This window comes from Methylococcus sp. EFPC2, from assembly GCF_016925495.1.
Classification (GTDB): domain Bacteria; phylum Pseudomonadota; class Gammaproteobacteria; order Methylococcales; family Methylococcaceae; genus EFPC2.
The window spans coordinates 1984647-1998505 of record NZ_CP070491.1 but is presented as its reverse complement, the minus strand read 5'-3'; the positions used below and the strand labels follow the sequence as shown (position 1 = coordinate 1998505).

General features: G+C 60.5%; 16 protein-coding genes. 8 read left to right on the top strand and 8 right to left on the bottom strand.

Features of this window, described 5'->3' with window-relative positions; all coding sequences use genetic code 11:
* Nucleotides 1–26 precede the first annotated feature (26 nt).
* The 6 genes from JWZ97_RS08370 to JWZ97_RS08345 all read right to left on the bottom strand — a co-directional run bounded on the left by JWZ97_RS08370 (nt 27) and on the right by JWZ97_RS08345 (nt 4768).
* Complete coding sequence (locus JWZ97_RS08370; RefSeq protein ID WP_205434310.1) at nt 27–689, bottom strand: MlaD family protein; 663 nt, start codon at nt 687–689, stop codon at nt 27–29.
* Between the two features lie 63 nt (nt 690–752).
* Complete coding sequence (locus JWZ97_RS08365) at nt 753–1001, bottom strand: YfhL family 4Fe-4S dicluster ferredoxin (protein ID WP_205434309.1); 249 nt, start codon at nt 999–1001, stop codon at nt 753–755.
* A 4-nt stretch (nt 1002–1005) separates the two neighbouring features.
* On the bottom strand, nt 1006–1503 hold the full coding sequence (gene coaD, locus JWZ97_RS08360) for a pantetheine-phosphate adenylyltransferase (protein ID WP_205434308.1): 498 nt from the start codon (nt 1501–1503) through the stop codon (nt 1006–1008).
* Complete coding sequence (rsmD, locus tag JWZ97_RS08355) at nt 1500–2084, bottom strand: 16S rRNA (guanine(966)-N(2))-methyltransferase RsmD (RefSeq protein WP_205434307.1); 585 nt, start codon at nt 2082–2084, stop codon at nt 1500–1502. Before rsmD ends, coaD begins: the two co-directional genes overlap by 4 nt.
* On the bottom strand, nt 2074–3396 hold the full coding sequence (locus JWZ97_RS08350; RefSeq protein WP_205434306.1) for a pitrilysin family protein: 1323 nt from the start codon (nt 3394–3396) through the stop codon (nt 2074–2076). Before JWZ97_RS08350 ends, rsmD begins: the two co-directional genes overlap by 11 nt.
* A complete protein-coding gene (locus JWZ97_RS08345) occupies nt 3386–4768 on the bottom strand; it encodes a pitrilysin family protein (RefSeq protein ID WP_205434305.1) in 1383 nt (460 codons plus the stop codon). Before JWZ97_RS08345 ends, JWZ97_RS08350 begins: the two co-directional genes overlap by 11 nt.
* An 87-nt stretch (nt 4769–4855) precedes the next feature.
* Between JWZ97_RS08345 and cyoE the strand changes: the two genes are divergently transcribed.
* Nucleotides 4856–5752 (top strand): heme o synthase, encoded by an 897-nt coding sequence (cyoE, locus tag JWZ97_RS08340; RefSeq protein WP_205434304.1) that lies wholly within the window; start codon nt 4856–4858, stop codon nt 5750–5752.
* Between the two features lie 78 nt (nt 5753–5830).
* On the opposite strand, the gene rpoH is transcribed toward cyoE, so the two are convergent.
* Together rpoH and JWZ97_RS08330 are read right to left on the bottom strand one after the other, a co-directional pair.
* Nucleotides 5831–6688, bottom strand: coding sequence for an RNA polymerase sigma factor RpoH (gene rpoH / locus JWZ97_RS08335; protein ID WP_205434303.1), 858 nt, complete (start codon nt 6686–6688; stop codon nt 5831–5833).
* Between the two features lie 104 nt (nt 6689–6792).
* Nucleotides 6793–7500, bottom strand: coding sequence for a ComF family protein (locus tag JWZ97_RS08330; protein WP_205434302.1), 708 nt, complete (start codon nt 7498–7500; stop codon nt 6793–6795).
* Nucleotides 7501–7556: 56 nt separating this feature from the next.
* Between JWZ97_RS08330 and bioB the strand changes: the two genes are divergently transcribed.
* The 7 genes from bioB to coxB all read left to right on the top strand — a co-directional run bounded on the left by bioB (nt 7557) and on the right by coxB (nt 13849).
* A complete protein-coding gene (bioB, locus tag JWZ97_RS08325; RefSeq protein ID WP_205434301.1) occupies nt 7557–8573 on the top strand; it encodes a biotin synthase BioB in 1017 nt (338 codons plus the stop codon).
* On the top strand, nt 8570–9730 hold the full coding sequence (gene bioF, locus JWZ97_RS08320) for an 8-amino-7-oxononanoate synthase (RefSeq protein ID WP_205434300.1): 1161 nt from the start codon (nt 8570–8572) through the stop codon (nt 9728–9730). The genes bioB and bioF overlap by 4 nt, the downstream gene beginning before the upstream one ends.
* Nucleotides 9727–10515, top strand: a complete 789-nt coding sequence (bioH, locus tag JWZ97_RS08315) for a pimeloyl-ACP methyl ester esterase BioH (protein WP_205434299.1) — start codon at nt 9727–9729, stop codon at nt 10513–10515. The genes bioF and bioH overlap by 4 nt, the downstream gene beginning before the upstream one ends.
* Nucleotides 10505–11335 (top strand): malonyl-ACP O-methyltransferase BioC, encoded by an 831-nt coding sequence (gene bioC / locus JWZ97_RS08310; protein WP_205434298.1) that lies wholly within the window; start codon nt 10505–10507, stop codon nt 11333–11335. The genes bioH and bioC overlap by 11 nt, the downstream gene beginning before the upstream one ends.
* 39 nt (nt 11336–11374) lie before the next feature.
* A complete protein-coding gene (bioD, locus tag JWZ97_RS08305; RefSeq protein WP_240342546.1) occupies nt 11375–12049 on the top strand; it encodes a dethiobiotin synthase in 675 nt (224 codons plus the stop codon).
* Between the two features lie 255 nt (nt 12050–12304).
* On the top strand, nt 12305–12685 hold the full coding sequence (locus tag JWZ97_RS08300) for a DUF2244 domain-containing protein (protein WP_240342545.1): 381 nt from the start codon (nt 12305–12307) through the stop codon (nt 12683–12685).
* Nucleotides 12686–12730: 45 nt separating this feature from the next.
* Complete coding sequence (gene coxB / locus JWZ97_RS08295) at nt 12731–13849, top strand: cytochrome c oxidase subunit II (RefSeq protein ID WP_205434295.1); 1119 nt, start codon at nt 12731–12733, stop codon at nt 13847–13849.
* The last annotated feature ends 10 nt before the right edge of the window (nt 13850–13859 follow it).

The window sequence follows — 13859 nt, the reverse complement described above, 5'->3', positions numbered from 1 at the left end:
AATGGCCGTTCCTGCTCGGGAACCGTTCAGGTCTCCAGGGGCTTCAGCTTGCGCGGCGGCTCGCGTTTCAGTTCGTCCAGGCGTTTGCGCAGGTTTTCCATCTCCTGTTGCAGTTGTGGCAGTACTTCCTCTTTGAGCGATTCTTCCGCGCTGCTCTGCGCTTTCTTGATTTCTTCCATCAGTTTGAGCCATTCGGACCGCAGATCTTTGGCCTGCTCCGACTTCGGCAGTGCATCCATTTCCCGGCTGAACTGTTCGACTTGGTCTCGCAGGCCGCGCAAGATGCCACCGAACTCTTTGATGATGTCGTTGAGGGGAAACCAGTCGCGGAGCCGGCTGCTCGAACCCTGCACCACCGAGCCTTCGGGTATGGGTTTGCCGCCGGGGCGCGTCTGGACGATCTCGATACGTTTCCCCGGGGGATGGGCAGGATCATCCTCGACATAAAAACGCGAGTCTTCCGTAACCGTGGCCACCTGAGGCCGTTCGACCGAAACGCTGACCAAGATCCCTCCGTCGGCGGCCGGCTCGATCCGGATGACTTCTCCCACCACCTGATTTTGCATCACCAGCGGCGCCCCCGCCACCAAGCCATCGGCCCTTTCGAAGTGGATTTTGAAGTTCAAATCCCGACTGCAGCCGGACAATATCGCCAGCAGGAGTACGACAAATATCGATAGTCTGAACATTTGGGCTCTCCCGTCGGTTGGGGTAGGGGAAAATCTAATGGCTCGGTCAACTCATCCCATGAATTATTGAGCCGTAAGCTTTAGATATTTTGCGTACAGGCCGGCCTGATTTTCGGCATGGTCGGGGTCCTTTTCGATACAGTCCACCGGACAGACTTCGATGCATTGGGGCTTGTCGAAATGGCCCACGCACTCCGTGCACAGGGCCGGGTTGATCTCATAAATTTCCTCGCCCTGGGAGATGGCTCCGTTTGGGCATTCGGGCTCGCAAACATCGCAGTTGATGCATTCGTCGTGAATGATGAGTGCCATGGTCTTATCGGGTTTGTGCTGAAAATTTGCTGATTAAGGCGTTGTGTACATGCTCAGGGACGAAGCCTGATGCGTCGCCTCCCAGTTTGGCGATTTCACGGATGACCGTCGAGGAGATGAACGCATATTTTTCCGAAGGCGTCAGGAACAAGGTTTCCAGTTCCTTGCATAGGTGCCGGTTCATGCCGGCAAGTTGGAATTCGAACTCGAAATCGGACACGGCCCGCAGTCCTCGTAGGATGACTCCGGCGCCGTGCTTTTTTGCGCATTCCACCAGCAAGGTATTGAAATCGACGACTTCGGCTTGCGGTATGTCGATCACCGCCTGACGGGTCATGTCCACCCGCTCTGCGAGCGTGAACAAGGGGGTCTTGTTCTTGTTTTCGGCGACCGCGATGATGACGCGCTCGAATATACGCGCGGCGCGTATCACCAGGTCCACATGGCCGTTGGTAATGGGGTCGAAAGTGCCAGGATAGATTGCAATACGATTCGAAATCATGACTTGAGTAAGATGGAATCCGGTTCCGGCGTGTTGCGCCGGTAGAGATGATAGCCCACGGCGCCGGCCAGCTTGGTTCGTAAACCGTCCCAATTGCGAGGGAGTCCTTCGAGTGCCAGACCGGCTTCGGCTTCGATGTAGATGCGTGCGTCAGCGGCCAGCCATCCGTTGGCCTCCAATGCCAGGCAGCAAGGCAGTACTAGTCCCTGGTGAAAGGGCGGATCCAGGAATACGACGTCGTAGGCCAGCGCCGCTTCTCCCAGAAATTGCGCCACATCGCGCCGTCGGACTTGTATCGTGTGGCCGTCCAGCAAGGCGCAGTTCCTTTCCAGCGCCGCGCAAACGTCGGCGTTGCTGTCCACTTGAACGACGCTTTTTGCGCCTCGTGACGCGGCTTCGAAGCCCAGCGCGCCGCTGCCGGCATAGAGGTCCAGACAGGTCAATCCGGTTAGATCCTGGTGCAGCCAGTTGAAAACGGTTTCCCGCACGCGGTCGGGGGTAGGCCTGAGGCCCGGCGCGGCGGGAAAGCGAAGTTTCCGGCCGCGCCAGCTTCCGCCTATGATGCGGACCTCATTTTTCACGCGACTGACCGGCGCCCACCAAGATGGTTTGCAGCCGGTCGGGATTGATGCGGCTCTGAAATGCACGCTGGATGTCGTGTGCCGTGACCGCTTCCACCTTGCCGATGAAGGTGTCGAGATAGTCCAGCGGCAAGCCGTAGGAAGCGATCGCAGCGACCTGTTCGGCGAGTTTCTGGTTGCTGTCCAGCCGTAACGCGAAGCCGCCGATGATGTTCTTCTTCGACGCTTCCAACTCCTTCGCGGTGGGACCGTGGGCGATAAATTCGCGCAGGGTGTCCAGCAGCACTTGCAGGGCTTGATCGGCCTGATCGTTGCGGGTCTGCAGGCCCAGCATGAAGGGGCCCTCCACCCGGAAGGGATAGAAATAGCTGTAGGCGCTGTAGGACAGGCCGCGTTTTTCCCGCACTTCTTCCGAGATACGGGAAACCAGGCCGCTGCCGCCTAGGATGTGGTTGCCCACATAAAGCGGGAAATAGTCCGGGTCTGCCACGCGCACGCTCGGCAAGCCGGAGTAGATGTGAGTCTGCTCGGAGGGGAAGGTCTTGCGGAGGGTCTGCGCCGATTGCGGTTGGCTGACCGTCGGCAAGTTCGGTGGAACTTCGCCCTTGGGCAGATCGGAGAGCAGGCGGTCGGCAATGCTTTCGGCCTGAGTTTTGTCGACTTCGCCGACGATGACCACCAAGGCGTTGTTCGCCACGTAATAACGCTGGTAGAACTTGCGCAGGTCATCACGGGTGAGTTTATCCACGGTCGCGATGTCCCCGTCCTTGGGGTGGGCATAGGGGTGATCGCCGTACAGGGCCTGGAAGAATGCGATGCCGGCCAGATCTCCGGGCGACTCTTCGCGTTGCTTCAGGGCCAGCAGGAGGTTCTTCTTTTCACGCTCGAAGTCGGTTTCGCTGAAGGTCGGTTTGGCCAGGATTTCCCGCGCCGTCGACAGCGCGGTGTCGAGCAGTTTGGTGTCGGTCAGCGTGCGCAGGGAAAGCCAGGCGGAGTCGCGGGAAACGCCGGTGCTTAGGCGTGCGCCCACGCCTTCCAGGCGCTGGGCGATGGCATCGGCGTTCCACTCGCCGGCGCCGGTATCCAGCAGACCGGACGTCAGCGTGGCCAAACCATATTGGGCGCCGTCACGGGCGCTGCCGGCATCGAAAACGACGCGCACGTCCACCAAGGGCAGGCCTTCCGTCGGCACGTAATAAACCCGGCTGCCGTTCGGCGTGGTCCACGTCTGTATCTTCGGGCCCGCATGGGCCCACGCGGTCCATAGGCTGAGAAAAACGGCAAGAAAAATGATGCGGGTATTAACGTACATGCTGGCCTCCTTGGGGCGCACGGTCTTCCGGGGCGGTCTGTCCTTCCGGTATGGGGAGCGGGTCCAGGTGGCCTATGCTGAGGCGATCCTCGACCAAATATTTTTTGGCGACCTTCTGGACCTGCTCGGGAGTCACCGAATTGATCTTGTCGACGTATTCGCCGACGGTTTTCCAGCCCAGCCCGACCGTCTCGGTCATGCCTAGTTGCATCGCCTGGTAGAAGATGGAGTCGCGCTCGTAGACTTTGCTCGCCAATACTTGCGCCTTGACGCGTTCGAGTTCGTCGGCCGCCGCCGGCTGATCCTGCAGTTGGCGAATTTCGGCTAGGATGGCTTTTTCCAGATCCTCGACGCTCTTGCCTTGTGCCGGCGTACCGCGTACCGAGAACAAGGCCGGCAAGCGGGAGTTTAAGTCGTAGCCCGCCCCTATCGAAGCGGCGATCTGCTGGCCGCGTACCAAACGGCTTTCGAGGCGGGCGCTGCTTCCACCGTCCAGCACGCCGGCCAGCACTTCCAGGGCGTAGGGCTCCCACGCCTCCGCGGCTCCTTTCAGGACGGGGGTTTTGTAACCCATCGTCAGAAATGGCAATTTGGCCGGGAGCTTGACGGTGATGCGGCGTATACCCAGTTGTTCCACTTCGCCGCGCGGCTTGGGGGCGGGGAGGGTGCTGGGCTTGAGCGGGCCGAAATACTTTTGCGCCAGCTTGCGCACGTTTTCCGGGTCCACGTCGCCCACGACCACCAGCGTGGCGTTGTTGGGGGCGTACCACTGGCGGTACCATGCTGACAGATCGTCCACCGTCAGATGGGACACGTCGTCGGGCCAGCCGATCACCGGATTCTTGTAAGGGCTGTTGGAATAGGCCAATGCGTCGAAATGCTCGTCGAGCTTGGCATGCGGTTCGTCTTCGGTGCGCATGCGGCGCTCTTCGAGGACGACTTGCTGCTCCTTGGTAAACTCGTCCGGTAACAGCCGCAGATTGCGCATTCTGTCCGCTTCCAGTTCGAAGCTCACCGGCAGCCTCGATTGCTCCAGGGTCTGGAAATAGGCGGTGTAGTCCTGGCCGGTAAATGCGTTTTCACTCCCCCCGTTTGCTGAGATAATGCGGGAGAATTCACCGGGCGGATGTTTTTTCGTGCCCTTGAACATCATGTGTTCGAGCATGTGGGAGACGCCGGTAATACCGTCGTGCTCGTAGCTAGCGCCCACTTTGTACCAGACCTGCGATACGGCGACCGGTGCCCGGTGATCTTCCTGTACCAGCACCTTGAGGCCGTTGTTTAGGGTGAATTCGCTGATTTTGGGTGGGGCCGCATGGAGGGCTAAGGGTGCTGCGAGGATAAATAATCCGAAACTGCGTTGTAATGCCATATTGATACTTCCTGCTCCTTAGGTATGAGACCGACTTCTATCGGCCTACTCACAAGATTCTATCGTAAAAGAGCCTGTACCCGAACGATGACCGACAAGACCTCCGGAGCCACTCCTCGCCCACTGAGCTGGAAGACCTATTTGGGACTTTGCAAGCTGAATGTGGTCGGCCATATCGTGTTTACGGCCATCATCGGCATGTTTCTGGCGGTGCCGGGCCTGCCGCCCCTGGATGTCGTGGTTTGGGCGTCCTTGGGTATAGGCTTGGCGGCTTCGTCCGCGGCGGCGTTGAATCATTTCCTCGATCGCAAGGCCGATGCGGAGATGGCGCGCACCCAAGGGCGGCCTCTGCCGAAGGGCGAGATCGAGCCGGCTCAGGTGGTGGGATTCGCACTGGTCTTGGGTGCGCTCTCCATGCTCATTTTGTTGGTTTTCGTCAACGCATTGACCGCGTTCCTGACGTTTTTATCCCTGATCGGATATGCCTTCATCTACACCGTCTACCTCAAGCGGGCGACGCCGCAGAACATCGTCATCGGAGGTGCGGCCGGTGCGGCACCTCCGGTGTTGGGCTGGTGCGCGATCACGGGGTCGGTGCATCCTTATTCGCTGCTGCTGTTCCTGCTGATCTTCGTGTGGACGCCGCCGCATTTTTGGGCGCTCGCCATTGCCCGATGCGATGACTACGCCAAGGTCAACATTCCGATGTTGCCGGTCACCCATGGAATACCGGTGACCCAGTTGCATGTTCTGCTTTATACGGTCTTGTTGTTTCTGGTCAGCCTGCTGCCCTATCTGACCCATATGAGCGGGCTGGTCTATCTGGCCGGAGCCATCGGATTCGGCGCCGCATTCCTGTATTACGCCTGGCGGTTGAAGCGGGAGGCCAGCAATGCAGCGGCTATGAAGACTTTCCGTTATTCCCTGATTTATCTGGTGGGGATATTTTCGTCCCTGCTGATCGACCACTACGTGTCGTGGTGAAGCCCGGGGAATAATCCCGGGCTTTTATCAGGAGCCGAAGCGGCAGGGACGAGCCGCCGCGTACTTCAGGCATAGTGTTTAGTCCGCTTCCAGCAAGGCTTTTCTGATCTTCTTCATCGCGCTGCTTTCGAGTTGGCGGACGCGTTCGGCGGAAACCCGGTAACGGTCGGCCAGATCGTGCAGCGTAAGCTTTTCGGCGTTGAGCCAGCGGTTGGCCAGGATGTCGCGGCTGCGCTCGTCGAGTTGGGCGATGGCTTCCGCCAGGCGGGTATGCCGGATCTGTTCCCACTCGGATTCGGCCAAGGCTATGGCGGGGTCGCCGTCTGCCTGCTGCAGATAGTGGGAGGGTGATGACAGGTCGCGCTCGTCTTCTTCATCCGGATGCGTGTCGAAGGCGACGTCCTGGCCGCTCAACCGGCTTTCCATTTCATAGACGCTGCTCACGTCAACCCCCAGTTCATCGGCCACCGCGCGGGCTTCTTCCGGGCTGAACCAGCCCAGGCGGTTCTTGAACTTGCGCAGGTTGAAAAACAGCTTTCTTTGCGCCTTGGTGGTGGCGATTTTGACGATGCGCCAGTTCTGGATGACGAATTCATGGATTTCGGCGCGTATCCAATGCACCGCGAACGACACCAGGCGCACCCCCACTTCGGGATCGTAGCGCTTCACCGCCTTCATCAGGCCGATATTGCCTTCCTGTATCAGGTCCGGAAGTGGCAGCCCATAGCCCATGTAGCCCCGCGCGATATGAACCACGTAACGCAAGTTGGATAGCACCAACAGGCGAGCGGCTTCCAGGTCGTTCTCCTCGTGAAAGCGCCGCGCCAAAGCCCGTTCTTCGTCGGCGTCGAAGCGCGTCAGCAGGTTGACTTCGCGGATGTAATCGTCGATGGAACCTAAGGAAAGATTCGCGGGTAAGGTCAGTGCATGAGTCATGATTTCCACCTGTAAAGTGAAGACTGCGGCAGATATTAGCACTCTGCGAATTGGAGTGCTAATGCGGCGCGCAGGTTCCGGGGCCAGTGGGTTTCAGCGGCTACTCAGGAGGCCCGGGCGATCGCCCACACATCCACCACGGTGGCGCCCGCCGCGCGTATCGTCTTGGCCAACTCGTTCACCGTACTGCCCGTGGTGACGACGTCGTCCAACAGGGCGACGTGGTCCGCATCGAGCTTGTCGACGACCTCAAACGCGCCTCTCAGGTTGCGCCGGCGCTCGGCGGCAGAAAGCTCGGCTTGCGGACGGGTGCTGCGGATTCGTCTGCAGGTATCGAGTCCGAGCGGTATGCGTAAGCGTCGCGCCACGATCCGGGCGATCTCGGCGGCTTGATTGTAACCGCGCTCCCGGTAGCGCGCCGGGTGCAGGGGCACGGGTATCAGGCACTGAGGGCGCCGGTCCAGTTCGAGCAGCGCATCGGCAAGCAAGTTTCCGAGCAGGCGGGCGCCGGTCGTCCGGCCGCGAAACTTCAGATCGTGTATCAGGTAGCGGATCGGTTCTTCATAGCGAAACGGTACGATCGCCGAGTGGAATGCGGGCGGGCGTTTTTGGCAGCGCCCGCAGGACACGCCAGGCGGGCTCCGGGCAGGGAGCGGAAGGCCGCAGGTCGGGCAGGCGGGACGATTGAAGGGCAGGGCATCCATACAGCCCCGGCACAAATCGAGCCCGCCGGCGCCGTCGTCCCCGCAAAGCAGGCAGGTGGGCGGGTATAGCCATTCCTGTATAATACGCGGCCAGTTGTTCACTTCCATGGCGTTCCCAGGTTAACTCTTGGGGGCTATCCACCGCGATTCCGGAGTATTCCCGCATGCGAGCAGAGTCCTGTCTTAATCTAGCCGATAAACACCGAGCCGAGGATGGCCTGCGCCATGATTGGCGATTGGACGAAATCCAGGCTTTGTTCGCACTGCCGTTCAACGATCTGGTGTTTCGCGCGCAGTCCGTGCATCGCGCTTATTTCGACCCCAACGAGGTGCAAGTCAGCAGCCTGCTGAGCATCAAGACCGGAGCCTGTTCCGAAGACTGCGCCTATTGTCCGCAAAGTGCCCGCTACGACACCGGGCTCAAGCGCGAAGAACTGATGCCGGTGGATGAAGTCTTGCAGGCTGCGGCTCAGGCCAAGCAGCAGGGTGCCTCCCGCTTCTGCATGGGCGCGGCCTGGCGCAGTCCCAAGGACAGGGATATCGAGAAGGTCGCCGCCATGATAGCGGGCGTTCGTGCGCTGGGCATGGAAACCTGCGTGACCCTGGGTATGTTGACGGACGAGCAGACCCGGCGACTCAAGGAGGCGGGGTTGGATTATTACAACCACAACCTCGATACCTCGGAGGAATACTATTCCGAGATCATATCCACCCGTACCTATCAAGACCGGCTGGACACCCTCGAGCGCGTACGCGAAGCCGGCATCCATGTCTGCTGCGGCGGCATCGTCGGGATGGGTGAGAGCGACGACGATCGTGCCAAGCTGCTGCAGGAGTTGGTCAACCTGCCTCAGCACCCGGATAGCGTGCCCATCAACATGCTGGTGCGGGTGGAGGGCACGCCGCTGGCCGACAACGAAAAACTCGATCCCCTGGTTTTCGTGCGCACCATCGCGGTCGCCCGCATACTCATGCCGCGTTCCCGCGTACGGCTGTCGGCCGGTCGCACCGAGATGAGCGATGAAATGCAGGCCTTGTGCTTTCTGGCGGGAGCCAATTCGATTTTCTACGGTGAAAAGCTGCTCACGACCGGTAACCCGATCGCGGAGGGCGACCGCCAATTGCTTGGCCGCTTGGGCATTCGTATGGCGGGCTTGACGGCGCAACTGCTCAACGGATGAAGCCGCAGGAGCTGTCGGCGCGATTGCGCGAGATCGAAGACCAGGGGTTATATCGACGGCGCCGCGTGCTGGACCGGTTGAGCGGTGTCGAAGTTGCGCATGAAGGGCGGCGGCTGCTGAATTTTTGCAGCAACGACTATCTCGGATTGGCCGACCATCCTTCCGTCGTGGCCGCTTTTCGGGGCGCGGCGCCCGGGGTGGGAAGCGGCGCCTCTCATCTGGTTTCCGGCCACAGCAGCGCTCATCACGCATTGGAAGAAGAGCTGGCCGAATTCACCGGCCGCGAGCGCGCCGTGCTGTTTTCCACCGGCTATATGGCCAACCTGGGCGTTATATCCGCCTTGGCCGGACGTGGCGACTGGATCTTCGAAGACCGGCTCAATCACGCCTCCTTGCTGGATGGCGCGGCTTTGGCGGGCGCCCGGCTCAAGCGTTATCGACATGGCGACGTGGAAAGTCTGGGCGGCTCGCTCGCGGAGTGTTCCGCCGAGGGACGCCTGGTGGTCACCGACGGCGTTTTCAGCATGGACGGCGACCTCGCGCCTCTCCCCGAACTCGTTCGCGCGAGCCGCAACGCTAACGCCTGGCTGATGGTCGACGATGCGCACGGACTCGGGGTGATAGGCGCGGGCGGCCGGGGTGTGCTGGAGCATTACGCACTCGGCCAGGAGGATGTGCCCATACTGGTCGGCACACTGGGCAAAGCCTTCGGGACGTTCGGCGCCTTCGTGGCCGGCAGTCGGGATCTGATCGAGTTTCTCATCCAGCGCGCCCGTACTTATATCTACACTACGGCCCTTCCGCCTGCGGTGGCCGAAGCGACCCGCGCCAGCTTGCGTATCATCCGGCAAGAGCCTTGGCGGCGCGACCAGTTGCGCGGCTTGATAGCTCGCTTCCGCACGGGAGCGTCCCAGTTAGGGCTGCGCCTGATGGATTCCGACACGCCCATCCAGCCCATCGTGATCGGCAGCAACGAGGCGGCGACGGCGGCAAGCGGCGCCCTGATGGAAGCGGGCCTGTTGGTGAGCGCTATCCGCCCCCCGACCGTTCCGGCCGGCACGGCGCGGTTGCGCGTCACGTTTTCGGCCGCCCACACCGAAGGGCAGCTCGATCGGTTGCTCGAAGTGCTCGACACCCTCAAGCTGAATGCGTCATGAGGCATGCCGTGGACACGCTGTATACCGAGACCCACGGTGCCGGTCCCGATGTGGTGTTCGTGCATGGTTGGGGCATGCACTCGGGCGTATGGCGCGATTTCGCTCTCGTCTTGGCGCGCGATTTTCGGGTCACTTTGATCGATCTGCCCGGCCACGGGCGCAGCGCTACGATCTCAGACTTCGGTCTTCCCGGGCTCGCGCGGGCCTTGTCGGACGTGGCCCCTGAGCGGGCGCATTGGGTGGGCTGGTCTTTGGGCGCAGAGATTGCCCTCTATTTGGCGGATCGATACCCTGAGCGAGTCAGTAGCCTCGCCATGGTCGCGGGCAATGCGCGCTTCGCAAGCTCTCCCGACTGGCCGCATGCCATGGATGCCGAACTGCTCGAACGCTTCGCCACCGAGATGATGGAGGACCATCACGCGACCCTCATGAAATTCCTCAGTCTGCAGACCATGGGGCTGGAAAACGCCCGCGCTGCGCTCAAGATGCTGCGCGAGCGCGTCGAGGAGTGCGATGAGCCCGCCGAAGACGCCCTGCGTGCCGGCTTGGACATACTCCGTTCCGCCGACCTCCGTCCGCACCTGGCCCGCCTGAGACGGCCCTTGCTCTTGTTGATGGGCGCGCGGGACCGCTTGGTTCCTCCGGCGGCGGGAAGCGACATGCTGGCGCTCGCCCAATCAGCCGACCTGCATATCCTGGAAGGCGCGGCGCACGTGCCCTTCCTGACCCATGAGGAAGAATGCGTAAATCGGCTCGCGGAATTCTGGCGGCGGCATGATCGATAGTCCGGGTTTGCGGCAGACCTTGGGCGAGCTCGACAAGCGACAAGTTGGCCGCTCGTTTTCGCGCGCCGCGCGGGGTTACGACAACGCGGCGGAGCTGCAGCGGCGAGTAGGGGACGGACTCATCTGCGGTTTGTCGGGTAGCCGCGATCTGTCCGTCGTGGTCGATATCGGGGCGGGCACCGGATATTGCACCGCGCACTTGCATGAATTATTTCCCGGTGTACGGCTGATCGCGCTGGATATTGCCGAGGGCATGCTGCGCAAGGCGCTGGAACATCCGCAACTGAAGGAAGGGTGCACCCCCTTGTGCGCGGATGCCGAATATTTGCCGCTGCGCGATGCCAGCGCCGATCTGGTCATTTCCAATCTCGCCCTGCAGTGGTGTTCCAATCTGACGGGAGTACTCAAGGAGTTCCACCGAGTTCTCAAGCCCGGTGGCCGCCTGAGGTTCACGACTTTCGGGGCGCAGACCTTGCAGGAATTGAGGGCCGCGTGGGCCAGTGTGGATGCCTACAGTCATGTCAACGAATTCCGCTCGCGTGCCGAGGTCGAGCGCTGCTTGCTGGATGCGGGATTTTCGGGCGCCGTCGTTTCCTCGGAAGGCCGCCGCGTCGAATACGCGGGGGTCGGGCATCTCATGCGCGAGTTGAAAGAACTCGGCGCGCACAACCTGACCGCGAACCGCCCGCGGCGACTGACCGGCAAGCAGCGCTTCCAGGGCATGGTAGAAGCCTACGAGACGTTAACAGGTTGTCAACGAATTTGGGCGACCTTCGAGATCGTCATGGCTGATACAATGCGGACCGCGCCGAAGGAGTGACGGATGGGCGGCTTATTCATAACCGGGACGGATACGGGGGTGGGCAAGACCGAAGTCACGGTCGCGCTCATGCGGTGGGCGAGTCGGCAAGGTCTGAATGTCACAGGAATGAAGCCGGTGGCCTGTGGCTGCGTGCCGACCGACGAGGGTTTGCGTAACGATGACGCACTCAGACTGCTGAAAGCTTCGCCGATCCTGCTCACCTACGATGAGGTGAATCCGTATGCCTACGAGTCGCCGATTTCTCCCCACCTCGCCGCTCGAATGGCGATGCGTCCGATCGACCTGGCCGACGTGGCGGGCCGTTGCCGAGACCTCGAGCGCAGATCGGACGGCATACTGGTCGAGGGGATCGGGGGTTGGGAAGTGCCCTTGGGGGAAGGCATCCGCGTCAGCCATCTGGCGCGTAGTTTGGGCTTGCCGGTCATATTGGTGGTCGCCATGCGCTTGGGGTGTCTCAATCACGCGCTGCTGACGCACGAAGCGATCCTGTTGTCCGGATTGGAGTGCGCTGGCTGGATCGCGAATGACATGACGGGATGCATGGCTAATCTGGAAGCAAACATCGAGACCCTGAAATCCGAACTATCGACCCCTTGTTTGGGCGTGCTGGCGCACCGGAACGGCGATGTGCCGGCGTCGGGGGAAGGTGGGCAAAGTTCCCGATTTTATTGGCTTTCGGACGATGAAATCTTGCGAAGACTGAGGGGATAAGTTACAGTCCGCGGCAAACTCGGGGCCTGGACAGGCCATAACTTGAGCGAGAATTCACCTGATTTTTGTAGGTGTATTTTTGTGCGTCGATTCGTTTTCTGAAAACGGATGGGGAGTTTTGTGAGCCGGCGATTTTTTGATCGACGAGGTTAGGGCGTGGTTGTCACGGCGCTCGATGAGCAGACCGGGGAGCGCAGGATAGTGCTTCGTCCGAATGCTTCCCTAAGCCGAAATCAGACGTGGATATTGATTTCGATGATGGCCCTCGTGATGGGCTCCATAGCAATCGTGTTTGCTCAAATCGGCGCGTGGCTGGTGCTGCCTTTTTCCGGGGCCGAATGGTTGCTGTTCGTTTATTGTCTGCGATCGAGTGTGAAGAGCAGCTCGGTTTGCGAGGTGATCACCATCACCGACAGTCTGGTCCGGGTCGAAAAAGGCAGAAACAAGCCTGAACAATCTTGGCGCTTCCAGCGCGCGTGGGTGGCCTTGGATTTGATTCGGTCCGCCCGGCGCGGCCACCCTAGCAGCCTGCAGCTCAGGCTCCACGGTAAGTGCGTGGAAATCGGCGGATTTCTGGTCGAGGATGAGCGCAAAACCTTGGCGCGGGAGTTGAGGAATTGGCTGGATACCCGATGACGAAGATTTGGTTATGCATATTTTAGAGATTGAAGAGAGGGCTCCGTGAAAAAAACAAAGCAACTGCTCGCTGGCTTGGCGCTGATGATATGGGGTGAAGCGCAGGCCGATTATGCGGTCAACATGCCGGTTGGCGTGACCGAAACCAGTCGCGACATTCATGACCTGCACATGTTGATCCTGTGGATCTGCGTGGCGATCGGCGTAATCGTCTACGGCCTGATGGTTTATTCCATCGTTCACCATCGCAAATCCAAGGGAGCCGTGCCCGCCAAGTTTCACGAGAACACCCGGCTGGAAATCGTCTGGACCCTCATTCCTTTCCTGATCCTGTTTGCCATGGCCGTGCCGGCGACTCAGGTCATGATCAAGGCGTACGACACCGGTGCCGCCGATATGACGATCAAGGTCACCGGTTATCAATGGAAGTGGCGCTATACCTACCTGGATGAAGGCATCGACTTCTTCAGCACCCTGGACACCAAGAGCAACGAAGCGCGCCAACTGGGATCCAGGATCGATCCGACCACCGTCGATAACTACCTCCTCAATGTCGACGATCCTCTGGTGATTCCCGTCGGCAAGAAAATCCGCATTCTGCTGACCGCCGCAGACGTGTTGCACGCCTGGTGGGTGCCCGAGTTCGGCTGGAAGAAGGACGCCATTCCCGGCTTCATCACCGATGGCTGGATCAAGGTGGAGAAACCCGGCACCTACCGCGGACAGTGCGCCGAATTGTGCGGTCGCGACCACGGCTTCATGCCCATCGTGGTCATCGCCAAGACGGACGAGGAATACAAGCAGTGGGTGGCCGAGCATAAGTCGAAGCAGGAGTCCGAGCAGGCCGAATCCGGCAAGACCTTCACGCTCGACGAACTCGTGGCCAAGGGCGAGCAGGTCTACTCCACCAACTGTGCCGCTTGCCACCTGCCCAACGGTGAAGGCATCCCCGGAACCTTCCCCGCGATCAAGGGCAGTCCGGTGGCGCTCGGGCCCATCGCGGAGCATGTCAGCGTGGTCGTGAAAGGCAAGAAGTCCATGCCTGCCTTCGAAGATCAGCTGAGTGCCGCCGATCTGGCCGCCGTGATCACCTATCAGCGCAACGCCTTCGGCAACAAAAAGGGCGATCTTGTGCAGCCGTCTGAAATTCAGGCCCAGAAATAATCTTTCACTT

Bases quoted from the DNA above. Each gene is read 5' to 3' on its own strand.
- JWZ97_RS08300 (WP_240342545.1), top strand. From the start codon at position 12,305: ATGATGGCCCTCGTGATGGGCTCCATAGCAATCGTGTTTGCTCAAATC.
- JWZ97_RS08350 (WP_205434306.1), bottom strand. From the start codon at position 3,396: ATGTACGTTAATACCCGCATCATTTTTCTTGCCGTTTTTCTCAGCCTA.
- bioF (WP_205434300.1), top strand. From the start codon at position 8,570: ATGAAGCCGCAGGAGCTGTCGGCGCGATTGCGCGAGATCGAAGACCAG.
- JWZ97_RS08330 (WP_205434302.1), bottom strand. From the start codon at position 7,500: ATGGAAGTGAACAACTGGCCGCGTATTATACAGGAATGGCTATACCCG.
- bioB (WP_205434301.1), top strand. From the start codon at position 7,557: ATGCGAGCAGAGTCCTGTCTTAATCTAGCCGATAAACACCGAGCCGAG.
- cyoE (WP_205434304.1), top strand. From the start codon at position 4,856: ATGACCGACAAGACCTCCGGAGCCACTCCTCGCCCACTGAGCTGGAAG.
- bioH (WP_205434299.1), top strand. From the start codon at position 9,727: ATGAGGCATGCCGTGGACACGCTGTATACCGAGACCCACGGTGCCGGT.
- rpoH (WP_205434303.1), bottom strand. From the start codon at position 6,688: ATGACTCATGCACTGACCTTACCCGCGAATCTTTCCTTAGGTTCCATC.
- coaD (WP_205434308.1), bottom strand. From the start codon at position 1,503: ATGATTTCGAATCGTATTGCAATCTATCCTGGCACTTTCGACCCCATT.
- JWZ97_RS08365 (WP_205434309.1), bottom strand. From the start codon at position 1,001: ATGGCACTCATCATTCACGACGAATGCATCAACTGCGATGTTTGCGAG.
- JWZ97_RS08345 (WP_205434305.1), bottom strand. From the start codon at position 4,768: ATGGCATTACAACGCAGTTTCGGATTATTTATCCTCGCAGCACCCTTA.
- bioC (WP_205434298.1), top strand. From the start codon at position 10,505: ATGATCGATAGTCCGGGTTTGCGGCAGACCTTGGGCGAGCTCGACAAG.
- JWZ97_RS08370 (WP_205434310.1), bottom strand. From the start codon at position 689: ATGTTCAGACTATCGATATTTGTCGTACTCCTGCTGGCGATATTGTCC.